The 26,405-nt window shown below is 70.1% G+C and carries 23 protein-coding genes; 10 read left to right on the top strand and 13 right to left on the bottom strand.

Annotation, left to right across the window (positions count from 1 at the left end):
* Window positions 1–18 precede the first annotated feature (18 nt).
* A complete protein-coding gene (locus ACEU5R_RS18515; RefSeq protein WP_392411180.1) occupies window positions 19–384 on the top strand; it encodes a DOPA 4,5-dioxygenase family protein in 366 nt (121 codons plus the stop codon).
* Between the two features lie 24 nt (window positions 385–408).
* Here ACEU5R_RS18515 and ACEU5R_RS18510 read toward each other — a convergent pair whose 3' ends face one another.
* The 5 genes from ACEU5R_RS18510 to ACEU5R_RS18490 form a co-directional block, all read right to left on the bottom strand.
* Complete coding sequence (locus ACEU5R_RS18510) at window positions 409–909, bottom strand: DUF2199 domain-containing protein (RefSeq protein WP_392411179.1); 501 nt, start codon at window positions 907–909, stop codon at window positions 409–411.
* Window positions 910–1,004: 95 nt separating this feature from the next.
* Window positions 1,005–2,849, bottom strand: a complete 1,845-nt coding sequence (locus tag ACEU5R_RS18505; RefSeq protein ID WP_103276067.1) for a methyl-accepting chemotaxis protein — start codon at window positions 2,847–2,849, stop codon at window positions 1,005–1,007.
* A gap of 106 nt (window positions 2,850–2,955) precedes the next feature.
* The gene (locus ACEU5R_RS18500) at window positions 2,956–4,935 is read right to left on the bottom strand and encodes a methyl-accepting chemotaxis protein (RefSeq protein WP_392411178.1); all 1,980 of its coding nucleotides are present in this window, start codon (window positions 4,933–4,935) and stop codon (window positions 2,956–2,958) included.
* Window positions 4,936–5,123: 188 nt separating this feature from the next.
* Complete coding sequence (locus ACEU5R_RS18495; protein ID WP_392411177.1) at window positions 5,124–6,185, bottom strand: lactonase family protein; 1,062 nt, start codon at window positions 6,183–6,185, stop codon at window positions 5,124–5,126.
* Between the two features lie 57 nt (window positions 6,186–6,242).
* Window positions 6,243–7,235 carry a Bug family tripartite tricarboxylate transporter substrate binding protein gene (locus ACEU5R_RS18490; protein WP_392411176.1) on the bottom strand — a complete coding sequence of 331 codons (993 nt, stop codon included), beginning with the start codon at window positions 7,233–7,235 and terminating at the stop codon, window positions 6,243–6,245.
* A 119-nt stretch (window positions 7,236–7,354) separates the two neighbouring features.
* Here ACEU5R_RS18490 and acnA point away from each other — a divergent pair, with 119 nt between their 5' ends.
* From acnA to ACEU5R_RS18475, 3 genes are read left to right on the top strand one after another with little or no spacing between them, the layout of a single operon-like run.
* Window positions 7,355–9,991, top strand: a complete 2,637-nt coding sequence (gene acnA, locus ACEU5R_RS18485) for an aconitate hydratase AcnA (protein WP_392411175.1) — start codon at window positions 7,355–7,357, stop codon at window positions 9,989–9,991.
* Window positions 9,992–10,012: 21 nt separating this feature from the next.
* Window positions 10,013–10,927 carry a GntR family transcriptional regulator gene (locus ACEU5R_RS18480; protein ID WP_103276072.1) on the top strand — a complete coding sequence of 305 codons (915 nt, stop codon included), beginning with the start codon at window positions 10,013–10,015 and terminating at the stop codon, window positions 10,925–10,927.
* A gap of 28 nt (window positions 10,928–10,955) precedes the next feature.
* On the top strand, window positions 10,956–11,708 hold the full coding sequence (locus tag ACEU5R_RS18475) for an ABC transporter substrate-binding protein (protein ID WP_392411174.1): 753 nt from the start codon (window positions 10,956–10,958) through the stop codon (window positions 11,706–11,708).
* Here the strand turns inward: ACEU5R_RS18475 and ACEU5R_RS18470 are convergent.
* The 5 genes from ACEU5R_RS18470 to ACEU5R_RS18450 form a co-directional block, all read right to left on the bottom strand.
* Window positions 11,683–12,507 carry a creatininase family protein gene (locus tag ACEU5R_RS18470; protein ID WP_392411173.1) on the bottom strand — a complete coding sequence of 275 codons (825 nt, stop codon included), beginning with the start codon at window positions 12,505–12,507 and terminating at the stop codon, window positions 11,683–11,685. The genes ACEU5R_RS18475 and ACEU5R_RS18470 overlap by 26 nt on opposite strands.
* Window positions 12,508–12,581: 74 nt before the next feature.
* On the bottom strand, window positions 12,582–13,580 hold the full coding sequence (locus tag ACEU5R_RS18465; protein ID WP_392411171.1) for a Bug family tripartite tricarboxylate transporter substrate binding protein: 999 nt from the start codon (window positions 13,578–13,580) through the stop codon (window positions 12,582–12,584).
* 156 nt (window positions 13,581–13,736) lie between these two features.
* Window positions 13,737–14,411 carry a 4-hydroxythreonine-4-phosphate dehydrogenase gene (locus ACEU5R_RS18460; RefSeq protein ID WP_103276076.1) on the bottom strand — a complete coding sequence of 225 codons (675 nt, stop codon included), beginning with the start codon at window positions 14,409–14,411 and terminating at the stop codon, window positions 13,737–13,739.
* On the bottom strand, window positions 14,408–15,424 hold the full coding sequence (pdxA, locus tag ACEU5R_RS18455) for a 4-hydroxythreonine-4-phosphate dehydrogenase PdxA (protein ID WP_392411170.1): 1,017 nt from the start codon (window positions 15,422–15,424) through the stop codon (window positions 14,408–14,410). Before pdxA ends, ACEU5R_RS18460 begins: the two co-directional genes overlap by 4 nt.
* Window positions 15,425–15,450: 26 nt before the next feature.
* Complete coding sequence (locus ACEU5R_RS18450) at window positions 15,451–16,599, bottom strand: four-carbon acid sugar kinase family protein (protein ID WP_392411168.1); 1,149 nt, start codon at window positions 16,597–16,599, stop codon at window positions 15,451–15,453.
* Window positions 16,600–16,675: 76 nt separating this feature from the next.
* Between ACEU5R_RS18450 and ACEU5R_RS18445 the strand changes: the two genes are divergently transcribed.
* Together ACEU5R_RS18445 and ACEU5R_RS18440 are read left to right on the top strand one after the other, a co-directional pair.
* A complete protein-coding gene (locus ACEU5R_RS18445; RefSeq protein WP_392411167.1) occupies window positions 16,676–17,557 on the top strand; it encodes a LysR substrate-binding domain-containing protein in 882 nt (293 codons plus the stop codon).
* A gap of 97 nt (window positions 17,558–17,654) precedes the next feature.
* Complete coding sequence (locus ACEU5R_RS18440) at window positions 17,655–17,960, top strand: NIPSNAP family protein (protein ID WP_103276647.1); 306 nt, start codon at window positions 17,655–17,657, stop codon at window positions 17,958–17,960.
* Between the two features lie 45 nt (window positions 17,961–18,005).
* Here the strand turns inward: ACEU5R_RS18440 and ACEU5R_RS18435 are convergent, their stop codons facing one another.
* On the bottom strand, window positions 18,006–19,235 hold the full coding sequence (locus ACEU5R_RS18435) for an MFS transporter (protein WP_103276080.1): 1,230 nt from the start codon (window positions 19,233–19,235) through the stop codon (window positions 18,006–18,008).
* Window positions 19,236–19,342: 107 nt separating this feature from the next.
* Window positions 19,343–20,242: an amidohydrolase family protein gene (locus ACEU5R_RS18430; protein WP_392411166.1), complete on the bottom strand. Its 900-nt coding sequence runs from the start codon at window positions 20,240–20,242 to the stop codon at window positions 19,343–19,345.
* Window positions 20,243–20,493: 251 nt separating this feature from the next.
* On the opposite strand from ACEU5R_RS18430, the gene ACEU5R_RS18425 reads away from it, so the two are divergent.
* The 4 genes from ACEU5R_RS18425 to ACEU5R_RS18410 all read left to right on the top strand — a co-directional run bounded on the left by ACEU5R_RS18425 (window position 20,494) and on the right by ACEU5R_RS18410 (window position 25,047).
* Entirely contained in the window at window positions 20,494–21,543 is a 1,050-nt protein-coding gene (locus ACEU5R_RS18425) for an endonuclease (protein ID WP_233772555.1), read from the top strand.
* Between the two features lie 263 nt (window positions 21,544–21,806).
* On the top strand, window positions 21,807–23,270 hold the full coding sequence (locus tag ACEU5R_RS18420; protein ID WP_103276082.1) for a transporter substrate-binding domain-containing protein: 1,464 nt from the start codon (window positions 21,807–21,809) through the stop codon (window positions 23,268–23,270).
* A 110-nt stretch (window positions 23,271–23,380) separates the two neighbouring features.
* On the top strand, window positions 23,381–23,893 hold the full coding sequence (locus ACEU5R_RS18415) for a GNAT family N-acetyltransferase (RefSeq protein ID WP_392411165.1): 513 nt from the start codon (window positions 23,381–23,383) through the stop codon (window positions 23,891–23,893).
* A gap of 95 nt (window positions 23,894–23,988) precedes the next feature.
* A complete protein-coding gene (locus tag ACEU5R_RS18410; protein ID WP_392411164.1) occupies window positions 23,989–25,047 on the top strand; it encodes a serine hydrolase domain-containing protein in 1,059 nt (352 codons plus the stop codon).
* Here the strand turns inward: ACEU5R_RS18410 and ACEU5R_RS18405 are convergent.
* Window positions 25,022–26,350, bottom strand: coding sequence for a PLP-dependent aminotransferase family protein (locus tag ACEU5R_RS18405; protein ID WP_103276083.1), 1,329 nt, complete (start codon window positions 26,348–26,350; stop codon window positions 25,022–25,024). The genes ACEU5R_RS18410 and ACEU5R_RS18405 overlap by 26 nt on opposite strands.
* Window positions 26,351–26,405: the final 55 nt, after the last annotated feature.

The following is a 26,405-nucleotide window of genomic DNA, read 5'->3' as shown; positions in this document are numbered from 1 at the left end:
GCCCAGCCAGGCAAGAACATGAGCACGACTGATATCGACTTCGAGCCCGCCGCCGTGAGCGGCTGGCACGCCCACGTGTATTTCGACGCGGCCAGCCGGGACGCGGCCCACGCGTTGCGCGAACGCGTCATCGCGCGCTTCGGCGACAGGATGGAGATGGGCCGCTTCCACGAGAAGCTGGTGGGGCCGCACCCGTGCTGGAGCTACCAGATCGCTTTCCCGCCGGCGGAGTTCGCCGAGATCATGACCTGGCTGGCGCTGAACCATGGCGCGCTGGACGTGTTCGCGCATCCCAACACCGGCGACTCGCTGCGCGACCACCGCGACTGCGCGGTCTGGCTGGGCCGCAGCCATACGCTCAACCTGCGGGCGCTGGGCGGCTGACCTCCAACCAGCACGGCGCCGCCTTCAGGCGTGCATGTAGGCCGCGTAGATCTGCGCCAGCCGCGCCGCATCGATGCCCTGACGCTGTTCCCGCGCCAGCGGATGATCGGTGTGTTCCAGCTCGATGTAGGGCCGCACGCCGTCGTCGCGCAGATGGACGTGGGTCTTCAGGCTGCCTTCCGTTTCCGGATAGACCTTGAAGCTGGCGGACAGCCAGCCGAAGAACGGCCCCAGGTGCGCGCGCCGGGGTTCGTCGTAGCTGTCCAGGTACTGGCTGAAGCTGGCTTCGCTCAGCGACACCCAGACGCCCCAGACGAAGGGCTCGTCCGCCCCATGCACGGGGATTTCGATGCAGCCGCGCACGAAGAAATACTTGCCGTCGACGACGCAGACGTCGGACGACAGCTCGCAGCGCGCGGCGCGTTCATGCTCGGGAATCAGGTAGTAGAACAGCGGCGCTTCGGCGTCGAAGGCCGGCATGCCTTCATGCCATTGGCCACAGGCCTTGCATTCGAAACGGAACATGGCGGTTTGGGCCGGCGGGCGCCGGCGCGGCGTGGAAACGCCCTATTGTGCCGCAAGCCGGCGCGGCGGGACGTTCCGCCGCGCCGCCCGATCCCTCAGGCGTGGCTCAGGGCCAGCGCCGGCCCCGCCTGCCGCAGATCGCCGCGCAGCTTGAAGCGCGCCACGGTGCCGGCCAGAGCGCGCGCCTGGTCGTTCAGCAACGCGGCCGCGGCGGCCGACTGCTCGACCAGCGCGGCGTTCTGCTGCGTGGCCTGATCCATGTCGGACACGCTGCGGTCGATCTGGCTGATGCCCACGCTCTGCTCGGTCATGGCGCCGTGGATCTCGGTGACCAGCCGCTGCACGCGGTCGATGCCCTGCACGATCTCGGTCATGGTGACGCCGGCCGCCTGCACCCGCTCGGTGCCGCTCTTGACGTTCTGCACCGATGCCTCGATCAGGGCCTTGATCTCCTGCGCCGAGGCGGCGCTGCGCTGGGCCAGCGTGCGCACCTCGCCGGCCACCACCGCGAAGCCACGGCCCTGCTCGCCGGCGCGCGCGGCTTCCACGGCCGCGTTCAGCGCCAGGATGTTGGTCTGGAAAGCGATGCCGTCGATCACGCTGATGATCTCGGTGATGCGCTCGGACGACTGCGAGATCGCGCCCATGGTGTGGACCGCGTCGGACACCACCTGGCCGCCGCGCTCGGCGGCGGCGCTGGCCTCGGTGGCCAGGCGCGTGGCCTGCTCGGCGGTCTCGGCGGTCTGCTTCACGCTGGAGGTCAGCTGGGTCAGGGCCGCCGAGGTTTCCTCCAGCGAGCCGGCCGAGGTCTCGGTGCGCTGCGACAGGTCGCGGTTGCCCATGTCGATCTCGCTGGTCGCGGTGCTCATGGAGCCCACGCCGGCGCGCACGTCCAGCATCACGGTGCTGATCTTGTCGACGAAGGCGTTGAAGGACTTGGAGATCTGCGCCACTTCATCGTGGCCCACCACGTCCAGCCGGTGCGTCATGTCGCCATCGCCCGAGCCAATCGTGTCCATCGCGTCGCGCACGGCGGACAGGCGCTTGAAGGCGCGCGAGGTGATCAGGCTGGCGATGGCCAGCGCGGCCAGCGTCAGCACCACCAGCGCGATCAGCGTGGCGTTGAACACCTGCGTCAGTCCCACCGTGGCCTCGGCCTTGTCCAGCGCCACCACCAGATACCAGTCGGTGCCGGGAATGCGCTTGGCCTTGACCAGCTTCTCGGCGCCGGCCAGCGTGATCACCGCCGGCTCGCCGCCGTCGCGCGCCAGGCCCTTGAGCGCCTCGGGCTTGAGTTCGGGCGCCACCTCGGTGGCGGGCTTGAGCGCGAACTTGTCGTCCACGTGGGAGATCACCTGACCGTCGCTGCCCAGCACGAAGGCCAGGCTGGACGGCGTGGGATGGATGGCCTGGATGATGGCCTTGACGCCGTCCAGCGCGACCGCGCCGCTCAGCGCGCCGATGGTCTTGCCCTCGCGCACGATGGGCGTGGTGAAGGCCACGTAGGGCTTGCCCGTGCCGGAATCGCCGTAGGGCTTGGTCACGGTCAGCTTGCCCGATTCCACCGCGCTCTTGTACCAGGGGCGCGAGGTCGGATCGTAGTCGGCGGGCGTGTTGGCCGTGGAAAAGAAGGTCTTGTCCGACCAGCCGACGCTGGTGATGGGGAAATCGTTGGTCTGACCCATCAGGCGCGTCAATCCGCGCGGGTCCCCCTTTTCCACCACGGCGGCGGTGGCCGAGACCGCCTGGGCCTTGTCCGCCGACCAGCGCTCGATGGCGCTGGCGTTGCCGTTGGCCACCGCGTCCAGCGTGCCGGCGATGGCCGACATCATGTTGTCGCGCACGATCTTGTAGGTCGTAACGCCGGAAAGGGCCAGCGCCCCCACCACGGTCAGCCCCGTGATCAACAGGATCCGGTTGCGCAGCGAAGTAATTTTCATGCTCTCATCTCAATGCATCGGCCCGGGCCGGGCCCGGCCGGCGATGCCGGTTCCATCCGGAACGCCACATCGCCTCACCGAACTTACGGCAGCGGGGGCCGCGACTTTAGCCGCGCAACGGGATTAAATTGTCGACACGCCGGGCGGCAGGCTCGTCCCGCAGCGTGAACACCGCCATCATGCGGTTCATCGCCGCCGCCTGCGACAGCAGGTTTTCCGACGCGGCGGCCGCCTCTTCCACCAACGCGGCATTCTGCTGCGTGATGTCGTCCATCTGCGCGATGGCCTGGTTCACCTGCTCGATGCCCGCCGTCTGCTGGGCCACCGCCGCGCCAATGCCGCCGACGAGGCCCGAGACCTCGCGGATCTCGGTCACCAGGCCCTGGATCACGGCGCCCGCGCGCGAAACCTTGGCCGCGCCGCCCTCGATCTGCTCGACGGACAGCTGGATCAGGTCCTTGATCTCGCGCGCCGCCGTGGCGGACTTCTGCGCCAGGCTGCGGACCTCGCTGGCGACCACGGCGAAACCCTTGCCCTGCTCGCCCGCGCGCGCGGCCTCGACCGCCGCGTTCAGCGCCAGGATGTTGGTCTGGAAGGCGATGCCCTCGATCACGCCGATGATCTCCGAGATGCGGGCCGCGCTGCCCTGGACCGCGCCGATCGCCGCATTGGCCTCGCGCGCCGCCGCCCCGCCCTGGTCGGCCAGATCGGCCGCGCCCCGGGCGCGCTCGCCGGCGGCCAGCGCCTCGGCCGCGTTCTGGCGCGCCGTGGCCGTGAACTGCTCCATCGAGGCCGCGGTTTCCTCCAGGCTGGCTGCCTGTTCCTCGGTGCGACGCGACAGATCATGGTTGCCGGCGGCGATCTCGCCCGCCGCGCCTTCGATCGCGGCGGCCCCGGCTTGCACCTGACGCACCGTGCCGCTCAGTCCTTCGCTCATCCGGTTCAGCGACGCCAGCAGCCGGGCCGTCTCGTCGCGCCCCTGCGGCGCGGCGCGCGCGCTCAGGTCCGACTCGGCCACGCGCCGCGCCAGCGCCGCCGCCTCGACCAGCGGCCCGGCGATCGAGCGCGCGATCAGCACGCCCAGCGCGAGCGCGGCCAGCGCCAGGACAACCAGCACGCTCCACAGCGCGATCTGCTCGCGCCCGATCCGAGCCACCTCGCGCTCCAGCAGCCCGGTCGCCAGCGCCGTGGCGCCGTCGATCTCGCGGTACAGCGCCTCCAGCTGCGCGGTGGCCTTGCCGAAATAGCCGCGCCGCTCCTCGTCCGCCAGGCTCGCGGCGCGCGCCAGCGAAGCGCGCGTCAGTTCATCCATGCCGTCCAGCGCCTGCCGCACCCGCCCGGCGGCGGCATCGATCTGCGCCGCCAGCGCCGGCGCGCCGGTTCGCGCGCGTTCCAGGTTGCGCGCGATGTTCGCGCCCATGTCGCGCGCGCGCGCCAGCCCGGTGTCCACCGCCAGGCGCTGGGCCGCGCCCGGCTCGCTGGCCGCCAGCGCCGCCGCCGCGCGGGCGCGCACCTGGCCCAGCGTCTCGGCCGCCACGGGCAGGTCCTGATAGGCCGCCGCGATCAGCGCGGACGCGCCCAGGTCCGCATCGAGACTGAGCTTGAAATCATCCAGCAGCGTGTTCTTGAACAGCAGCAGCCGCGCGACCAGCGCGGTATGGCGCTCGAAGCTCGCTGGCGCGGCGATATCCGCGTCATCCACCTGCTTGCGCAGCGCGCGCCATTCCTGGGCCAGCGCATCGAGCGTGGCAAGCGCCGAGGCGGGCGCGGCCGCCTCGCGCAGCCGCGTGTCCAGCTCGCGCCATTGCGCATCGACGCCGGGCGCCAGCCGGCGTCGTTCCTCGCCCGCCTCGCGGCCCCCGTTCAGATGCAGGTTGGACAGCCCGCGATGCGCCTGCACCAGGCGCACGGCCTGCAGCAACGTGGCGACCGGGCGCGCGCCCGCGGCCTCCAGGCGCTTCTGCGCCGCGGTCTCCCACGACGCCTTGACGTACAGCAGCAACGGGACGGCGAACAGGATCAGGCTCAACCCACCCAGCAGCAGGAATTTCCGCTGTAGCGACAACATGCCGAGCAGACGTTTCATATTCGTACTTCCCTATAGTCTGGCCGGGCTTTCCACCATGTCTGGCGTGTCGTGACCGGCAAAACTCCTTCAACCCGCTTACGGCAGAGGGGTTGCAAACTATAGAGCTGCTTCATGGTCGGTTTGCCTTAAGTCAAACCGGCGCCGAATTTTCCGCGCCGCGCGGCCGGCGCGCGGGCGCGCCTGAGCTAAGCCTGCGCGCCGCCGAACACCATGCAGACCGGGCTGCCCGTGCGCGTTTCTCCCGGCATGCGCGCCAGCGCGCCGCTCGCGGCGTCGACACGGAAGGCGACGATGCTGTCGCTTTCCTCGTTCAAGGCATACAGCCAATCGCCGCCCGGCATCAGCGCCATGCTGCGCGGCGTGCGTCCGCCGGACGCCACGGCGCCGATCCAGGACAGGCGGCCGCTGGCCGCGTCGACCCGGAACGCGGCGATGCTGTCGTGCCCGCGATTCGACACATACACGCGTTCGCCCCGGGCATCGACCAGAATGGCGGCGGCGCGGTTGTTGCCCGTGTGCGTATCCGGCACGCTGGGCAGGATCTGCATGGGTTCGAGCGCGCCGCTGGCCGCGTCATACCGATAGACCGTCACGGTCGAATCCAGCTCATTGACGCAATAGGCGTGGGACGCCGCCGGGTGGAAGGCCAGATGCCTGGGCCCCGCGCCTTCGCGCGCCACGGCGACCGGCGACGCGGCGGCGGTCAACAAGCCATCCGTCCAGCGGAACGAGAAGATCCGGTCCAACCCCTTGTCCGGCACGATCACGTGGCGGCCATCGGGCGCGAAAGGATTGGCGTGCGGCTTGGCCTGCTTCTGCTCGATCCGATGCGGCCCCGGCGTCCCTTCCAGCGGCAGCAGCTGGCTGGCCGGCCCCAGCTCGCCATCGGCGCCGATCGGCAGCACGGCGACGCTGGCGCCGATATGGTTGGACACGATCACGTGCCGTCCCGTCGGATCGATGGCCAGATGCACGGGATTCAGGCCGCCCGTTTCCTGTCGATTCAGCGGGCGGATCCGCCCGTCGCCCTGATCGACCACGTAGGCGCTGATGCCGGTGGTGTCGCCGTGCACGGCATACAGCCGGTCGCCGCGCGCGTTCAGCGCCAGGTAGGAGGGGTTCACCAGCCCTTCCAGCACCTGCGCGAGTTCCAGCCGGGCGCTGGCCGGATCCACCTTGAACACCGAGATGCCCGCGCCGCGCGCATTGCGCTCGCGCGTGGTGCGACAGCCTAGGTATGCGTACATGTGCTCTCCCAGTCCTGGGCGACGTGGCCCGCCGGATCCGTGTTCATGGCCACTTCCTCACTTGTCCGCCGTGATGTCGGCGCGCTCGACGATGGCGGCGTACTGCTTGCTTTCGCTGGCGATGAAGGCGGCGAACTCGGCGGGCGGCAGCGGCGCCGGCTCGCCGCCCTGCTCGCGCAGGCGCTGCGCCAACGCCGGATCGGCCAGCGCGTCGCGCACCGCCTCGTACACCCGCTGCACCACCGCCGGCGGCGTGCGCGCGGGCGCGTACAGGCCGAACCAGTTTTCCAGCGCGTAGGCCGACAGGCCCGGGGTCTCGGCGATGGCGGGGATGTCCCTGGCGAAGCTGGCGCGCGTGGCCGACGTCACCGCCAGCGCCTTCACGCGTCCGCCCTGGATGAAGGGCGCGGCGCCCGCGTAGCTGACGAAGGTCATGTCGACATTGCCGCTGGCCACGTCGGCCAGCTGGCCGGACGCGCCCTTGTACGGCACATGGACCATGGTGATGCCGGCCAGCGACTGCAGCAGCTCGCCGTTCAGGTGCTGCGGATTGCCCACGCCGCTGGTGGCGTAGGTCAGCGCGCCGGGCTTGGCGCGCGCGCGCTCGACCAGCTCGGCCACGCTGGACGCCTGCAGGGACGGCCCCGCCACCAGCACGTTGGGCACGCGCGTCACCAGCGTCACCGGCGCCAGGTCCTTCTCGGGCGAGTACAGCATGCGGCCCTTGTAGACGTAGGGATTGATCGCCGTCTCGCCGGCCGAGCCCAGCAGCAGCGTGTAGCCGTCGGGCGCGGCCTTGGCCACGTATTGCGCGCCCAGCATGCCGCTGGCGCCGGGCTTGTTCTCCACCACGATGTTCTGCTTGAGCGTGTCGCGCAGCTTTTCCGCCAGCAGGCGCGCGATGGCGTCGACGCCGCCGCCGGCCGAAAAGGGCACGATCAGCGTGACCGGACGGCTGGGATAGTCCTGCGCGGCGGCGGGCGTGGCAGGGATGAAGGCCCCCGCCGCGAGCGGGGTCAGGGCGGCAAGCAGCCGTCGGGCAAATCGCATGGCAGTCTCCTGTGCCGGCATTGGGTTCGGGCTGGGACAGGTCCGCCCGCGCTGCGCGGTCCGGCCAGTCCTCTCTTTCTATATTGCATTTTTAAATCTTAAAATGCAATAATGCCCGCATGGATACTTTCCCCGATTTCACGCCCGCCACGCTGCGCGTGGGCGCGCGGGACTACCGCATCGTCGACCTGCCCGCGCTCGGCGCGGACTATCCGCGCCTGCCCGTGGTGCTGCGGCTGCTGCTGGAAAACGTCGTGCGCCACCAGCGCGGCGCGGAGCGCGCGGCCACGGTGGCGGCGCTGTTCGACTGGTTGCGCGACGGCGCCAGCGAAGCGGAAATCGCCTTCCAGCCCGGCCGCGTGCTGATGCACGACACCACCAGCACGCCGGCGCTAGTGGATATCGCCGCCATGCGCGACGCGCTGGCCGAGGCCGGCGCCGACCCGGCCCTGCTCAACCCCACGCTGCCGGTGGACGTGTCGGTCGACCACTCGCTGGCGGTGGAGGTCCATGCCCGCCCGGACGCGGCCCGCGTCAACATCGGCCACGAGATCCGCCGCAACGGCGAGCGCTACCGCTTCCTGCGCTGGGCCGCCGGCGCGCTGCGCGGCGTGCGCATCCATCCGCCCGGCACCGGCATCATGCATACGTTGAACCTGGAACAACTGGCCGTGCTGGTGCGCGAGCTGGACCTGGGCGGCGAACGCTGGGCCGCGCCCGACATGATGATCGGCACCGACAGCCACACGCCCATGATCAACGGCATCGGCGTGCTGGGCTGGGGCGTGGGCGGACTGGAAGCGCAGACGGTCATGTTCGGCATGCCCACCATGCTGCGCATTCCCGACGTGATCGGGGTGGAACTGACCGGCGCCCTGCCTCCCGGCGCACTGGCCACCGACCTGGCGCTGACGGTCACGCAGCGGCTGCGCCAGATCGGCGTGTCCGGCGAGTTCGTGGAATTCTTCGGCCCCGGCGTCGCCACGCTGTCCGCCGGCAGCCGGGCCGTGGTCGCCAACATGGCGCCGGAATACGGCGCCACCACCGGCTACTTCCCGCCCGACGAGCGCACGCTGGACTATCTGCGCCAGACCGGCAGACGCGCGGACGCACTGGACCTGGCGCGCGCCTACCTGCGGCGCAACGGCCTCTGGTTCGATCCGCAGGCCCGCCCGCGCTACACGCGCACCATCACCATCGCGCTGGACGGCATCGCCAGCCACGCGGCGGGCCCGCGCCGACCGCAAGACCTGCTGCCGCTGGCGGGCGTGCCCGCCGCGCTGGCCGCGAGCGGCCCGCGCGCCCCCGGCCCGGCGGACGGCCTGCCCGCCTATCCCGTGGCCATTGCCGCGATCACCAGCTGCACCAATACCTCGGACCCGGCGCTGCTGATCGCGGCCGGCCTGCTGGCGCGCAAGGCGCGCGCACGCGGACTGGCCGCCGCGCCCTGGGTCAAGACCTCGCTGGGGCCGGGCTCGCCCGCCGCCGCCAGCTACCTGCGCCGCGCCGGGCTGATGGACGATCTGTCCGCCATCGGCTTCGACATCGTGGGCTACGGCTGCACCACCTGCATCGGCAATTCCGGTCCGCTGCCCGAACGCGTGGCCCGGGCCGCGCAGGCTGGCCAGGTCCGACCCGTGGCCATCCTGTCGGGCAACCGGAACTTCCCCGGCCGCGTGCATCCGGATCTGGAGCTGGGGTTCCTGGTGTCGCCGCCACTGGTGATCGCCTATGCGCTGGCCGGCGACGCCGAGCGCAACCTGGACGCCGAGCCGCTGGGCGTCGACGCCGACGGCGCGCCGGTCCTGCTGCGCGACATCTGGCCCAGGGACGCGGAAATCCAGGCCTGTCTGGACGCCGGCCTGGACGCCGCCGATTTCGCGCGCGACTTCCAGGCGGCGCAGGCCAACCCCGACTGGCATGCGCTGGCGGCGCCCTCGGGCACGCGCTTTCCCTGGCGGCCGGACTCCACCATCCTGCGCCGTCCGCCCTTCGCGGCGCTGGACGCCGGCAGCCTGCTCGGCCATTACACGGCCCATCCGCTGCTGGTGCTGGGCGACGACGTCACCACCGACCACATCTCGCCAGCCAGCGCCATTCCGCCCGACAGCCTGGTGGCCGATTTCCTGGCGGCGCGCGGCGAAGACCGGCGCGACCTGAATGTGTTCGCGTCGCGTCGCGGCAACTGGGAAGTGATGCTGCGCGCCGCCTTCCACAGCCGCAGCCTGGTCAATCTGTACGCGCCCGTGGCGCCGGTGGCGCACACGCTGCACGCGCCCTCGGGCCAGACGCTGCCGCTATGGGAGGCCGCCGCGCGCTACCGCGACGCCGGGCTGCCGGTGGTGCTCGTCGCGGGCGAGCGCTACGGCACCGGATCGTCGCGCGACTGGGCCGCCAAGGGCCAGCGCCTGCTGGGCATCCGCGCCGTGCTGGCGCTGAGCTTCGAGCGCATCCACCGCAGCAACCTGATCGGCATGGGCATTCTGCCACTGCGCCTGCCGCCGCAGTGGGGCCCAAGCCGTCTCCAGCTCGCGCCCGGCGACCGCATCGACATCGACGCGCCGGCCAGCGCGCTGCGGCCGCGCGCCAAGGTGCCGGTGCGCGTGCTGCGCGCCGATGGCGGACAGCTCGCCTTCGAGGCGATCGCGGCCGTGGAAACGCAGCTGGAGACCACGCTGCTGGCCGCAGGCGGCGTGATGCCGCGCATCCTGCGGCAGGCGCTGGACACGGCCCCGGAGCGTCCGGACGCCGCATGAAACCGGGTTACAGTGGAGCGCATGAAATCGCAGAGCTCCATCGCCGCGCAGATCGTGGGCCTGATCCAGGCCGAGGCCATGCCGCCCGGTTCGCACCTGCCCGCGCAGATGCTGGCCGACCGGCTGCGCGTGTCGCGCTCGCCGGTCAACGAGGCGCTGCGCCAGCTGGCCGACAAGGGCCTGGTGGCGCGCATGCCGAACCGCGGCTATTTCGTGGCACGGGATGCGCCGGACGCGCGGTCGCTGTCATTGGACAACACGCCGGATCCGGCGCGCGAGGCCTACTTCCGAATCGCCGACGACCTGCTGGGCGGCGCGCTGCCGGAGGCCGTCACCGAATCGCTGCTGCGCCAGCGCTACGGCCTGACGGCCAGCCAGCTGAACGCCGTGCTGGACCGCATCGGCGCCGAAGGCTGGATCGAGCGGCGGCCCGGCTACGGCTGGGAATTCTCGGCCATGATGCGTACGCCCGATGCGCTGCTGCAATCCTACCGGCTGCGGCTGGCGCTGGAGCCGGCGGCGCTGCTGGAACCCGGCTACCGGCTCGACCCCGCCGTGCTGGCGCGCTGCCGCCAGGCCGAAATGCACCTGCTGGACGGCGGCATCGAGACCGACAGCGCGGACCAGCTGCACGATCGCGGCGTGCGCTTTCACGAATCGCTGGTCGAAGCGTCGGGCAACGCCTTCTTCATCGACGCCATCCGCCGCGTGAACCGCGTGCGCCGGCTGCTTTCGTACCGCTCGATGCGCGACCGCAAGCGCTACCGCGAACACTGCGAGCAGCACCTGCGCATCCTCGACCTGCTGGAACGCGAACGCAACCAGGAAGCCTCGGACGCCATGCGCGAGCACCTGTCGAGCACGCTGCGCAACATCGCCCTGATCACCCCCCTCCTGCGTTCGCCCGACGCCGGGCATCCGAACGCGCGCCCCTGATCCGCGGGCATCGACCCGCGCGCCCGCCATGAACCCATCCATCGCCCAGGCCTTCTGCCCCACCGGAAAACTGCGTGCCGCGATCAATCTCGGCAACCCCATCCTCGCCCGCCTGGACGCGGCCAGCGGCCAGCCCGCCGGCGTCTCGGTCGACCTGGCGCGGGCCTATGCCGGCGAACTCGGCGTCGAACTGGAGCTGGTTGTGGTGGATGCCGCCGGCAAGTCGGTCGACATCGTGACGCAGGCGCAGGCGGACATCGGCTTTTTCGCCGTCGATCCCGTGCGCGGCGCGGGCATCGCCTTCACCGAGCCCTATGTGCTGATCGAGGGCGCCTATCTGGTGCGGCAGGACTCGCCGCTGCGCGCCAACGAAGAAGTGGACCGCGCCGGCCTGCGCGTGGCCGTGGGCAAGGGCAGCGCCTATGACCTGTACCTGACGCGCGAGCTGAAGGCGGCCGAAATCGTGCGCGCGCCGACCTCGCCCGCCGTGGTCGACACCTTCCTGGAACAAAAGCTGGACGTGGCCGCCGGCGTGCGCCAGCAGCTCGAGGCCGACGCGGCCCGCCATGCCGGGCTGCGCCTGCTGCCGGGCCGCTTCATGGTGATCCGCCAGGCCATGGGCTGCCCCAAGGGCTATCCGGCCGAGGCCCAGCGCCACCTGGCTGATTTCGTCGAGCGCATGAAGGCCGGCGGCTTCGTCGCCGACGCGCTCGCGCGCCACGGCATCCAGGGCGCCTCGGTGGCGCCGGCGGCGGTCAGATCGGAATCGGCGGGCGCCTGACCTCGGGCTTCAGGCGCCTGGCCTCCTCGATGTGCCGGGCGGTGTTGCGCACGATGGCCTCCAGCACGCGCCGGCCCTTGTCCGCGTCGGCCACGGTGGCGTCGCCGCTGATGCCCGATTCATGCCCCCGCAGCATTTCCTCGGCGGTGATGCGCACCGAGATCACGTTCTGGTCGAACGGCGGCTGATAGGGCATGGGATTGGTCGGGAACGATCCGCCCGTCTGATGCGGCTTGCCCGGAGCGGCCTGCGACATGTCCACCAGGTCCGGCCGCCAGTGCAGCATGAACGAGGTCTCGCTGTCGCCGCCATGGCCGTTTTCCCCGGCCTGGCAGATCTCGCCGACTTCCCGGCGCGCGATCAGGCCGGCGTCGACCACGGACACATAGGCGCCGGTGGAAAAGCGCAGCTTGGCGGCAGCGATCTCCATCGGCGGCAGGTTGGCGATGCGGTTGCCGTTGACGAACACGATCTTCCTGAAGCCGTGGTGGATCAGCGATTCGCCGATATCCACCATCACGCTGATCAGCGTCTCGGGCCGGAAGGTCAGCGCGCCGCAATAGGCCAGGTGATGCGGCGACCAGCCCACGTGCTGCGGCGGCGCGACCAGCGTGCCGGTGGCCAGGGCCGCGCCCTCGGCCACGGCGATCGCCCAGCCGGTGTCGACCATGAGCGGCGTGTGGCGGCCGTGCTGCTCGGTGGCGCCGATCGGGACCAGGATCAGGTCGTCGTGCTTGAGATATTCCTGGACCGAAGTCCAGCTACGTTCGTGCAGCCAGGGGCTGGAGGTCAAGAGCATGATGATTCTCGCGGGATAAGGGATGGACTGCGGATAGGCAAGGCGGCGCGGCGTCCCGTCGGACGCCGCCGGCCTCACTGGAGCTTGATGCCGGCATCCTTGATGACCTGCTTCCATTTCACGTTCTCGTTGCGCATCAGCTGCGTGAAGTGCGCGACCGAACCGCCCTGCGGCAGGATGGACAGCTCGGCCAGCCTGGACCGCACCTGCGGATCCGCCAGCGCTTCATTGATGGCCTGGTTGAGCGTGTTGACGACGGCGCCGGGCGTGCCCGCCGGCGCCACGAAGCCCAGCCATTGATCGATCTCGAAGCCCTTGAGGTCGGGGTATTCGGTGACCGCGGGCACGTCGGGAAGGAAGGGAGACCGCGCGGCGCTGGTCACGGCCAGGGCCCTGAGCTTGCCCCCCTTGATGTAGGGCAGCGCCTCGGGCGCCAGCGCCACCATCACCGGCACATGACCGGCCATCACGTCCTGCAGGGCCGGCGCGCCGCCCTTGTACTGCACGCTTTCCGCGTCGACCTTGGCGTACTTCTTGTACATCTCCATGGCCAGGTGGCTGGGCGTGCCGGTGCCTGCGGTCGCGTAGCTCACGCGGTTGTTCCTGAGATAGTCGGTCAGCTGCGGCACGCTCTTGACCGGCGTCTGGGGATTGACCACGATGAAGCTCGGCATCTTGACCGCGGTCACGATGGGCGCGAAATCATGCAGCACGTCATAGGGCAGCTGGTACAGCCAGGGATTGACGGCCAGGCCGGCCATGGTCGCCAGCATGATGGTGTAGCCGTCGGCGGTGGACTTGGCCACGTAGGCCGACGCGATCTGCTCGCTGGCGCCGGGCCGGTTCTCGACCAGCACCGGCTGCCCGAACTTCGCGGCCAGCTTCTCGCCCAGCATGCGGGCCACCACGTCGGTCGAGCCGCCCGGGGCATAGGGCACGACGATCTTGAGCGGGCGCTCGGGAAAATCGGCGGCCGCCGCGCCAGGCGCGGCCACGGCCAGGACGGCCCCTCCCAGGATCGCGGCGCGCAACGTCGCGATCCAGCCGCCACAGGGGAATATGCGGTTCCTCATTGCGAACTCCTTGCGGATGGTCGCCGGCCCATCGTTCTCGGGCTTGCCGCCCGGCTACGACTTGTTGATATGGGTACTACCTGTGCAACGGAACAGCTTATGAATGCGCTTGCGCCCGCCCGGGAGGCAACGCCCCTCGCGTGGACAGGGCGCGGCTCAGGACGCCGCCGCCAGAATGGTCTTCAGCTGCGCGAGCAGCCCGGGCCTGGGAGCCGGGAAACGCTCGTCCAGCGCCGCCGTGCCCACCGTGAAACCCGCCGCGCCCGCGTCGCGCACGATCTGGATGCGGGCCGTGGTGTCGATGGAGCCGGCCATGATCACGGGCACGTCGGCCTGCCGACAGACCTCGGCCATCAGCATCGGCACGTCGACGCTGGCGCGATAGGCCAGCAGGTCGAGCCCGTGCACGCCCGGCAGCGCGCCGATGCGGCGGGCGCTGGCGACGATCTCCTCCAGCGTGCCGCCCAGGATGCTGGGATGGCCGTAGACCTCGCCCGGAAACGGGTAGTAGCGGATGCGCGAGCCGGCCAGCAGCGGCAGCACCTCGTCCACGTGCGTGCCGCCCAGCAGGTAATCCACGCCCAGATCCAGCGCCACCCGCACCGACGTCAATTCGCTGTCCAGGTCCTGAGACACCACTTCCAGATAGCTGGACGCGCCCGCCGCCTTGATGCGCTGGTTCAGCCGCGCCAGCTCTTCCACCGGCTGGCCGATGTCCTTGAAGCCAATGTGGCGCACACCGGCCTCCAGCGCGGTTTCCAGATACTCGGCGGCTCCCGCGACGGTGCGGTCGTTGCGCGTCAGCATGAAGATGAAATCGGGATGGCTCATGGCGTCTGGTCCTTGGAATGGGCGGCGAGGCGGAAGGCGTAGTCGATGGCGGTCTGCAGGCTGGCCGGGTCGGCCTTGCCCTGCCCGGCGATGTCGAACGCCGTGCCGTGGTCGGGACTGGTGCGCACGAAGGGCAGGCCCAGCGTGATGTTGACGCCCTGGTCCAGGCCCAGGTACTTGACCGGAATCAGGCCCTGGTCGTGGTACTGCGCCACCACCACGTCGAAGCGGCCCTGGCGCGCCTGCATGAAGACCGTATCGCCGGGCCAGGGGCCGCTGGCGTCGATGCCCTCGCGCCGCGCGGCCTCGATGGCCGGCAGGATGATGCGGGCTTCCTCGTCGCCGAACAGCCCGCCTTCGCCGGCGTGCGGATTCAGGCCCGCCACCGCCACGCGCGGCGCGGCCACGCCCAGCGCGCGCCCGCCCTGGTGCGCCAGCCGGATGGCCGACATCTGCGCGTCGAAATCGGCGCGCTCGATGGCCTGGCGCAGCGAACAGTGGATGGTCACGAGCACGGTGGCGATGACGTCATTGGCCAGCATCATGGCCACGCGGCCGGCGCCGCCGCGATCCGCCAGGATCTCGGTGTGCCCGGGATACGGCACGCCGGCGGCGGACAGCGCCTCCTTGTGGATGGGCGCGGTCACCATGCCGGCCACGCGCCCGTCGCGGGCCAGGTCGATGGCGTGGCAGATGGCCTGATAGGCGGCCTTACCGCTGGCCGGATCGACCCGCCCCAGCGGCGGCGGCGCCGCCATCTCGGACGACGGCAGCAGGCGGATGGCGTCCGGCTCGAAGGCCGCGGCGGACACGGCCTCGCCCACGTCGCTCACCACGCGCAGGCGATCGGCGGCGCCCAGCGAATCGAGCGCGCGCGCCATCACGGCGGCATCGCCCACCACCACGCAGCGCCGCGCGTAGTCGGGCTGCAACAGGGTCTTGGCGACGATCTCCGGGCCGATGCCGGAAGGGTCGCCCATGGTCACGGCCATGGGCAGAGCGGAAGCGGACATTGAGGGCTCCAGGAGAAAAGGGACGGTTATTGACCGAGCAGGCGCCAGGCGGCGGCGCGCAGTGTGTCGGGGCCGCCGAAGCCGCCCGCCTTCATCGCGAGCAGCAGCGAGCGGTCGCGGCCGGCCAGGCCGGTGACGCCCAGCGGAAAGCCGGGTTCCAGTTCGGACAGCAGCGTGAAGGCATGTATGCCCTGCGCGTCGAGCAGGGCGGCCATGGTATCGCCGCCGGTGGCGATCAGGGCGTCGAAGCTGTGCGCCATGAGCGCGCGGCGGGCCTGCCTGACCAGCCCGGCCAGCACCCTGGCCGAATCGCCGTCGGGTTGCGCGGGCGCCTGCAGGAACACGACGCAAGCGTCGGCGCGGATCTCGTCGGCGTCCTGGATGCGCTGCGCGCCGGCGGCCTGCAGCGCGGCGCATTGTTCATGACTGACGCGATTGGCGCTGCCCACCACGACCAGCACGCGCGACGCGCGGCGCGACGCCTGCGGCGCGGCGGCGCGCGCGCCGAGCTGGAAGGCGAGCGCCTGCGCCATGCCGGGCGACCCGGCCCACAGACAGGCGTGCAGGGACAGTTGCGCCACGCGGTCGTTCAACACCTGCTGGCTGCTGGCGTCCAGCACCAGCACGCGCGCCTTGTTGGCGGCGGCGCGCAGTTCGGCCACGCTCGCATCCTCGGGCACCACGATGGCCGGTCCCAGGGCCGGATCGACCAGATCCAGGATGCGCGAGGTGCGCGCCGGATGCACGGGGTCCTGGCCATAGGAACTGGCGGCCACCAGCTTGCCGTGCACGTACTGGTTGCCGCCCAGCGTCAGCCTGCCCGCGTCGGGAAAGGCCGGCGCCACCACCAGCAGCTGGCGGCGGCTGGCGCGGAACGCGGCCGACAATTCTTCGCGCACATGGCCGCGCAGCGTCGAGTCCATGGTCTTGTACAAGGTGCCGCAATCGGCCAGCGCCCGCGCGGCGCGCCCCACGACCTGGCCGGCCTCGGCCTCGCCGAGCGCGCGGCTGCCGGTGTCGACCGACAGCACCGGCGCGTCGGAACGCGTCAGGCCGCCCCGGCTGATATGCGCCACGCCGGCCCATTCCATGAAAGGGCCGGCGCCGTCTGCGGCGCTGGTCAGGTCGTCGGCGATGATGCCGACCTGTTTCGCGGGGTCTTTCTGCGTATTCATATTGGTGATTAAAATGCAGATCACCAGGCGGAAAAATCCATACTTTCTGACTTTTTGTGGTGATGGAAACTCACCAATGAAAACGACCCGACGCCCTTCCCTGAACGACATGCGCGCCTTCGAGGCCGTCGCCCGGCTGGGCTCCATGCGCGCGGCCGCCGACGCGCTGGCGCTCACCCACGGCGCGGTCAGCCGGCGCGTGGCCAAGCTGAGCGACGACCTGGGCCTGGAGCTGTTCGAGCCGGCCGGCCGCGGCCTGCGCCTGACGGCCGAAGGCCAGGCCCTGGCCTCGGCCATGGGCCGGGCGCTGGCCCTCATCAACGACACCATCGACTCGCTGCGCGATCGCGACGCCAAGCGTCCGGTGGTGCTGTCCTGCGAACGCTCGGTGGCGATGCGCTGGCTGATTCCTCGGCTATCCGCCTTCCAGGACAGCCATCCGGAGATCGAGCTGCACCTGTCGGTCGGCGGCGGGCCGCTGGATTTCTCGCGCGACCAAGTGTCACTGGCGCTGCGCCGGCTGGACTTCCCCGTGAATCCCGACTGGCGCGTCACGCCGCTGATGCGCGAAAGCATGGGACCGGTCATGACGCCAGCCCTGCTGCCCGGCTTCGAGGCCGGCGACTATGTGGCGCTGGCCTCGCGCACGCGCCCGGCGGCCTGGGACGACTGGCTGGGCCGGCAGCCCGGCCGCGCCGCGCCGCGCGCCACGCGCTACCTGGACCACCATTTCCTGATCGTCGAAGCCGCCGCCGCCGGCCTGGGCGTGGCGCTCTGTCCGCGCATCCTGGCGCTGGACGACCTGCGCAGCGGCCGGTTGGCCGCGCCGCTGGGCTTCACGCCCGACGGCTCGGAGTATGGCCTGATCGAGCCCAAGACCGTGCCGCCCGGCGCGGCGCCGGCCCTGGCGGCGCTGAAGGACTGGCTGACCGGCGCGGCGCGCGAAGCCGACGCCTGAAGACAGCGTGGCCAGGCTGGCGGCTCGCGGTTGACGCGCGCCGCCAGCCTGCATAGGCTGCGCATTCCCTCCACCCGCACAAGGCATGGCGCATTCCATGGTCACCTGCTATCTCCGCTACGTCATCGACCCGTCCAAGCTGGCCGAATTCGAACATTACGGGAAACTCTGGATCCCGCTGGTCGAGAAATTCGGCGGCCGCCACCACGGCTACTTCCTGCCCTCCGAAGGCGCCAACAACATCGCGCTGGCGCTGTTCACCTTCCCCAGCCTGGCCGCCTATGAAACGTACCGGAATCAGTCCAAGGACGATCCGGCATGCGCGGCGGCGTTCAAGTATGCCGAAGACACACGCTGCATCCTGAGCTACGAGCGCAGCTTCTTCCGGCCGGTGTTCGGCTGATCACGGACGGGGCCGGCGCGCGCCGGACCCACGTCCGCGTCGCGCTCAGGACAGCTCGCGTCCCTTGGTCTCGGGCAGCAGCAGCGCGGTCAGGATCACCATCACATAGGCCCCGGTGGCGAAGGCGCCGATGGCCCAGGCCAACCCATGCGTCTGGCTCAGGAAGCCCACCAGACTCGGGAACAGCGCACCGATGCCGCGCCCGAAGTTGTAGGCGAAGCCCTGCCCCGTGGCGCGCACCGAGGACGGGAACAGCTCGGTCAGGTAGGCGCCGATGCCGCTGAAGATGCCCGAGGCGGCGAAGCCCAGCGGAAAGCCCAGCACCAGCATCTGTTCATTGCTCAGCGGCACCTGCGTGTACAGGTAGACGCTGGCGGCCGACAGCACCGAGAAGATCAGCAGGTTGGCGCGCCGGCCCAGGCGGTCGGCCAGATAGGCGCCGACGATATAGCCGCAGAACGAGCCCAGGATGATGACCAGCAGATAGCCGCCCGTGTTCAGCACGGACAGGTTGCGCTCGGTCTTCAGGAAGGTCGGCAGCCAGGTCGTGATCGCGTAGTAGCCGCCCTGCACCGCCGTGCACAGCAAGGAGGTCACCACCGTGGTCTTGAGCAGCGCCGGCGAGAAGATCGCCCAGAAGGACGTGCGCTGCGCCGCGTCCTTCTGCCTGGCGAGGTTGCGCTGGAACACCTCGGGCTCGGGCACGTGCTTGCGGATGTACAGCACCAGGAAGGCCGGCAGCACGCCGATCCAGAACAGGCTGCGCCAGGCCCACTCAGGCGGCAGCAGCGAGAAGGCCAGCGTGTACAGGATCGCCGCCGCGCCCCAGCCCACCGCCCAGCCGCTCTGCACCGTGCCCACGGCCTTGCCGCGATGCTGGGCGCGGACGATCTCGCCCATCAGCACCGAGCCGACGGCCCACTCGCCGCCGAAGCCCAGGCCTTGCAGCGCGCGCAGCACGAACAGCTGTTCGAAGTTCTGCGCGAAGCCGATGGCCACCGTGCAGACCGAGAACCACAGGATGGTGTATTGCAGCACGCGCACGCGGCCGTAGCGGTCGGCCAGGATGCCCGCGAGCCAGCCGCCCAGCGCCGAGAACAACAGCGTGACGGTGCCCAGCATGCCGGCCTGCCCCTTGTCGATTCCCCACAAATTGATGAGCGTGGAGATCACGAAAGTGAAGACCATGAAGTCGAGCGCGTCGACGGCCCAGCCGCCGAAGGCGCCGACGAACGTGCGACGCTCGGTGACGCTGAGCTCTTTGTACCATTGCATGCGTATGCCTCTTTGATGTTGCAAGGGGAAGATGCGCGCGCGAATGCCGCCGCGGCGCGGATGAATAAGCGATGCGGGCTTGTCTGGCGCCCGCGCGGCCAGGGCGCTCAGACTGCCGGGAAGCCGTACAGCCGCTGCGGGTTGTCCACCAGGATGCGCTTGCGCACCTCCGGATCCGGCGCCCAGTCCGCCAGCTGGTTGCGCAGCCGGCCGGTGTCGACCATGCGCGTGATGTGCACATGTGGCCAGTCGCTGCCCCACACCAGCCGCTCGGGCGCGGCCTCGATCAGCGCCCGCGCCCAGGGCGTGACGTCGTCATGGCTGTCGTGGCGCTCGCTGATGCGATAGGCGCCGGACAGCTTGGCCCACCAGCCGTGTTCGCGCAGCAGATGGCGCATGGCCTGAAAGCCCGCGCTGTCCGTGCGCTGCGCCACCGGCATGTGGCCCATGTGATCGATCACGCCCGGCACCGGCAGCTTGCGCATGCGCGGCATCAGCTCGGGCAGCTGGCGCGCATCCATCAGGAACTGCATGTGCCAGCCCAGGCCGGCGATGCGCCGCGCCAGGGTCTCCATCGCGTCGAAACCGATGCCGCCGCCAAACAGCACGTTGATGCGCAGACCGCGCACGCCGGCGGCGTGCATGGCCTCCAGTTCGGCGTCCGTCACCGTGGGCGCCACCACGCCGATACCGCGCAGCCGGTCCGGATGGCGGCGCAGCACTTCCAGCATGTAGCGGTTGTCGGTGCCGTAGACGCTGATCTGCACCAGCACGCCGCGCGCCATGCCCTGCGCGTCCAGCATGGACAGATAGGACTGCTCGGTCGCGGGATGCGGCGTGTAGCTGCGCCCGGCCACCATCGGATAGGCCTGCGCGTCGGCCGCCACGACGTGCGCGTGCGTATCGCAGGCGCCCGGCGGAATCTCGAAGCTGGCTGCTTCGACCCGTTCCTGGGGCGGCAGGCAAAAGGGAACGTCCTGACCGGGACGCGTCGGACTGCTGCGCATGCTTTTCCTTCCTGAAGCTGACATACGGACGCCGGCGGATCGCGGCTGCGGGCCGGCGCAACGGGCGCAATACTAGGTCCAATCGCGCACGAATGACTCGGTGAAAACCCTCGTCAAAAAGTGAACGAAATCAGACATCTAGAAGAGTTACGCCCTCCCCTCGCGCGCAATATTTCCGCTCATGAAGCTGCAACCTGCGGCCTGAACAATCCCCGCGTGACAAGGCGAGGCCGCGTCGCCCGACGCGCGGCATGGAGGACGATCCGATGGACTATCTGGTGGCGTTCTGGAACCTGGAAAACCTGTTCGCGCCCGAGGGCTACCCCGAGCGCGAACCCTGGCTGGCCGACAGGCTGCGCAACGACCTGCGAGGCTGGACCCCGGAGCTGTTCGAGCGCAAGGTGGCGCAGCTGGCGTCCATCATCGCGCGAATGGGCGACGGCCAGGGCCCCGACCTGCTCGGCGTCTGCGAGGTCGAGAACCGTCATGCCCTGCAGGCCCTGGCCGAGCGGCTCAACGCGCTGCTGCCGGAGCGCGCCTACGACATCATTCACGTGGACGCCGAACGCGAGCAACGCGGCATCGACACCGCCTTCATCACGGACGGCAAGCGGCTCAAGCCCAGGCGCAAGGAACTGTTCTCGCACTGGGTCATGCGCCGCACCGGCACGCGCGACATCACGCAATGCACCTTCGTCACCGCCGCCGGCAACGAACTGATCGCGCTGGCCAACCACTGGCCGTCGCGCTCGGCGCCGGCCGGACGCGGGCCGCAGTACTCGGCGGGCTTTCGCGCCACGGCGGGCGAAACGCTGGGCTACTGGCACGAGCGCATCCGCGAGGTGAAAGGGCCCGACGCGGCCGTCCTGGCCATGGGCGATTTCAACGACGATCCGTTCGACGCCTCGCTCACGATCCATGCCGGCGCCACGCGCGAGCAGGGCGACGTGGCGCGCGCGCAGAGCGCCCGGTTCTACAACCTGAGCTGGCGCTACCTGACGCAGGCCGCGGTCGATCATCGTGGCAAGGCGCGCGATCTGGACGGCACGCTGTATTTCAGCGGCGACGGCAATGTGTTCGACCAGATCCTGGTCGCGCGAGGTCTGCTGGCCGGATCCGGCGCGCTGCGCGCGCGGGTGGAAAGCGCGCGCATCGAAGCCTATCCGGAGATGGTGGACCATCGCGTCGGCGAAGGGCCGATCCGCTTCGGCCTGCCCAAGGGCGACGCCGCGCGCAACGTGAATGTGGATGGCTACAGCGACCACTTCCCGGTATCCGTGCGCATCGACGAAGCGGACTGAGCCGACGGCGGAGCGAGCCCGGGGCGCCGCCGGGATCACGGCCATGGCCTGTGCGCTCCCCGGCTCCGGGCGCGAAAACAACAATCGTTGCATTCGCGGCAAAGAGTTCAATTTTCCGACTTCGAATTACGATATATTTCAACGCATAACGACGCACCATCCGGCGACCGCCCCCAGCTTCATGGCCTGGACCGGACCACAACAAGAGCTGTTGCCCGACGCTGCGCGACAAGCAGGGCGGGCGCCACCGGGAGAGGGACATCATGCGTTCGCGTTTCGTCGTGGCCGCGGCATTGTGCTTTGCCGCCCTTTTCACCTCCGCGCAAGCCGCGCCAGCAGCGCAGGGCAAGAACCCGCTGAGCCTGGCCTACAACATCAAGCCCTGGACCGGCGACCTGGACGGCATGAAGAAGCGGCAGCAGGTCCGCGTGCTGGTGCCGTACAACAAGACGCTCTACTTCCTGGACAAGGGCGGCACGCAGCGCGGCCTCATCGTCGATATGATGACGGAGTTCGAGAAGCGCCTGAACGCCGGCGTCAAGGCGCACTACGCGCGGATCCATGTGGTCTTCCTGCCCACGCCCCGCGACCGGCTGATCCCGGACCTGCTGGCCGGCAAGGGCGACCTCGTCGCCGCCAACCTGACCATCACGGACGAACGCCGCGCGCAGGTGGACTTTTCCCATCCGCTGGCATCCGGCGTGCGCGAGCTCATCGTCACCTCGGCGGGCGCCCCGCCGCTCGCGTCGCTGGACGACCTGGCCGGCAGGGAAGTGCTCGTCAACCCGACCAGCAGCTATTACAGCAGCCTCAAGACGCTCAGCGCCGCGCTGCAGGCGCGCGGCAAGCGTCCCATCGTGATCCGCGACGCGCCCGGCGTCTTCGAAACCGATGACATCCTGGAGATGGTCAACGCGGATCTGGTGAAGATCACCGTCGCCGACCGCTATCTGGCCAATTTCTGGAAGCAGATCTTTCCCGGCATCGTCGTGCGCGAGGACCTTACCGTGGACGCCGGCAATGACATCGCGTTCGCCTTCCGCAAGGACTCGCCGCAGCTCGCCGCCGCGCTCAATCCCTTCATGGACGCGCATCGCGGCGACACCACCTTCGGCAAGCAGCAGTTCAAGAAGTACCTGATGTCGACCAAATGGGTGAAGCACGCGGCCGATCCGGAGGACCTGGAACGCTTCCATCGCCTGACCACGCATTTCCAGCGCTATGGCCAGGAGTACAACATCGACTGGCTGCTCATGGTGGCCCAGGGATACCAGGAATCCCGGCTGAACCAGAACGCCAAGAGCGCGGTCGGCGCGATCGGCGTGATGCAGATCATGCCCGCCACCGGCAAGGAGCTTCAGGTCGGCAGCATCCACGTCGAGCAGAACAATATCCGCGGCGGCATCAAGTATGTACGGCAGACGATCGACCGCTACTACGCCAACGAACCCATGACCGAGCTGAACAAGGGCCTGTTCGCCTTCGCCGCCTATAACGCCGGTCCCGGCCGCGTGAACAAGCTGCGCAAGGAAGCCGCCAAGCTGGGGCTGGATCCCAACGTCTGGTTCAACAACGTCGAGCGCGTGGCGTCGCAACGCATCGGCCGTGAGACGGTCCAGTACGTCAGCAATATCTACAAGTACTACATCGCCTATTCGCTGATCCGCGCGCAAGGCGAAGCCAATGACGCCGAAGGCGCGGCCAGCGGCGGGGTGGCGACCCGCTGACGCCGGCCGCACCGCGCGCGCTCCGCGTCCCCCCCGGACGCGCGGCGCGCGCCGCCTTCTTCCCGTCTCTGCTATGGTCTGTCCTTCGCCGCCACGCCGTCCAGGACGCCATGCCCGCAACGCCCCCGCCAGACCTGCGCTTTCGCATCGCCGCCAAATCCGATTGCGACGTGATCCTGCGCGCGCTCCAGGAACTGGCGGCGTCGCTGGGCGTGCCCGAGCGCCTGCGCAGCACGCGCGCGGGCCTGGAGCGCCACGGTTTCGGTGAGCGGCCGGAATTCGAAGTGATGCTGGCCGAGGACGACGGCGGCTTCGCCGGCATGTGCCTGTACTTCCCCTTCTTCTCGACCTGGGTGGGCGAGCCCGGCATCTACGTGCAGGATCTTTATGTAGCCGCTGCCCGGCGCGGCGCGGGCATCGGCGAACGGCTGCTGCGCGAGGTCGCCCGGCGCGGGCAAGCCAATGGCTACACTCATCTCCGGCTGACCGTGGACGACGGCAATGCGGGCGGCGCCAAGTTCTACCATCGGCTGGGTTTCGAGAGATCCCCGGACGAGTATGTGCACAAGCTCGCCGGCGACGGCTTCCTGCGCTTCTGCCATCCCGACGCCGCCTCCGGCTGAGTCCCGCTTGATGGCGGCCGCAAGGCGCGCAGTCCGCATCGAATTCCACGGGCCTTGCGCACATGACGAACAACACACAGACCCAAGGAGCACGCTTGAACCCCGACGCCCTGAACGCCGCGATCCTCGCGCTGGACGCGCCCACGGCCCTGTGCATCGCCGGCGCCGGCGCGCCGCGTCCCTGGGGCATTGCCGCCGGCCTGGCCGACGTCGCCGCCGGCCGCGCGCTGACCGTGGACACGCCGTTCCGCACCGCCAGCAACACCAAGACCATGACCGCCGCCATCGCGCTGCGCCTGAAGGAGCGCGGCCTGCTGGACCTGGACGCGCCCATCGCCGGTCTGCTCTCGCCCGCGCACGTGGATCTGCTGCGATCGGCCGGCCACGCCTGCGACGCGATCACGCCGCGCCAGCTCATGCAGCACAGCGCCGGGCTGTCCGACCATGCCGACGATGCCTATGTCCGCGACGTGCTGGCCGACCCGGCGCACGCGTGGACGCGCGGCGAGCAGCTGCGCCGCTACACGTCCCACCCCCGCCCCATCGGTCCGCCAGGCGCGAAGTTCCAGTATTCCGACACCGGCTACGTGCTGCTGGGCGAGATCATCGAACGAGCCGCCGGCGACTCGCTGGCCGCCGTCGCGCGCCGTGAACTGGGCTTCGACCGGCTGGGCCTGGCCACGACCTGGTGGGAAATCGCAGAGCCCGCGCCGGCGGGCGCCGCGCCGCGCGCGCGCCAGTTCCTGGGCAAGCGGGACGTGACCGACGTCAGCGCCACGATGGATCTCTATGGCGGCGGCGGACTGGTCATGTCGGCGCGCGATCTGGCGCGCTGGACCGCAGATCTGTTCGAAGGCCGCGTCTACGAACGCCCCGCCACGCTGGCCGAGATGCTGGCGCCCGGCGCCCACGAGGGCGCCGACAGCTACCGCCTGGGCCTGTTCGCCAAGCGCATCGGCGGCGCCGAGGTGTATTTCCACCTGGGCTACTGGGGCACGGCGGCCTACTACTGCCCGGCGCTGCGGCTGGCGATGGCGGGCTTCACCGCGAGACGCGAGACGCGGACGGGAATGCTGGCCGTGATGGAAAGCGCGCTGGAAACCGCGCTGCTCGATCCCGATCCCTTCCTCAATACGCCGGCACCGCTCGCCTGATCTTCTCCAGCGAGTCCTCCAGCACCGCCATGTCCACCGAGCCCAGCGCCAGCCGGATCGCGTGCGGCACCTGGGACGTGGTGGCGAACGGCTCGGCGGTGGTGACCGCCACCTGCTGGCGCTGCAGCGACATGGCGATCTGGTCGGCGCGCGCCTCTTCCGCCAGCGGGATCCACAGGAAGTACGACGAGGGATGCGCGACCACCGGCAGGTCCGCCAGCACACGGCGCGCCAGCGCCTGGCGCACCCGCGCGTCCTCGCGCTTGGCCTGCTCCAGCGCCGCCACCGTGCCGTCCTCCATCCACATGCAGGCGATGGCGGACATGACGGCGGGCGTGTTCCAGGTGGAACTGCGGATCACCCGTTCCATGGCCGGCAGCCAGGCATCGGGCGCCGCGATGAAACCGACCCGCAGGCCGGCCGCCACGCTCTTGGACAGGCCGGACACATAGACCGTGCGCTCCGGCGCCAGGGCCGCCAGCGGCGCCGGCTGCGGATGCACCAGATAGCCGTAGACCTGATCCTCGATCACGATCAGGTCGTGGCGACGCGCGATGTCCACCAGCCGCCGCCGGCCCGCCAGATCCAGCACCCAGCCCAGCGGATTGTGCAGCGTCGGCATGCAATAGATGGCGCGCACGCGGCGCGCGCGGCACAGGCGTTCCAGCGCGTCCAGGTCCGGTCCCCCGGCGCTGACCGGGACCGGCGCCAGCTCCAGGCGCTGCGCCTCGGCCACGCCCTTGAAGCCGTAGTAGGTCAGCGCATCCACCGCCACCACGTCGCCCGGCCGCAGCAGGGCGGTCGCGGCGACGGCCAGCCCATGCTGGGCGCCACAGACGATCAGCACGCGCTCGGCTGGCGCCCGCAGTCCGTGCGTGGCCAGATGGCGCGCCGCGACGGCGCGTTCATGGGGCCGGCCGCCATGCGGCTGATAGCGCAGCAGCGCGTCCAGGTCGCCGGACTGCGCCAGCTGGCGCAAGGCGGCGCGCAGTTGCTCGGCCTGGCCCGGCAGCGACGGGTAGTTGAAGCTCAAGTCGGCCATGCTGGCGGCGGCAGTCTGCGTGTCCGTGCCCAGGAAGGCCGGCCATTCCGGTTCGCGCACGAAGGTGCCGCGGCCGGTCTCGCCGCTGACCAGGCCCATGGATTCCAGTTCCGCGTACACACGCGAGGCCGTGACCAGGGCCAGCCCCTGGCTGGCGGCGAGCTGTCGGTGGGTGGGCAGGCGCGTGCCCGGGGCCAGGCGGCCTTCGCGGATATCGGCGGCGTAGGCGTCAACCAGCTGCTTGTAGCGAGCCTGTGGCATGGGCAGATGTATCCATGACAATTGTTTGATTGTACTGATCCAGAAGCATAGCATT

The organism is Achromobacter sp. 413638, from assembly GCF_043119405.1.
Classification (GTDB): domain Bacteria; phylum Pseudomonadota; class Gammaproteobacteria; order Burkholderiales; family Burkholderiaceae_B; genus Achromobacter.
Note: the sequence above shows the minus strand (reverse complement) of the source record. Positions and strands in the feature narration are given on the sequence as shown.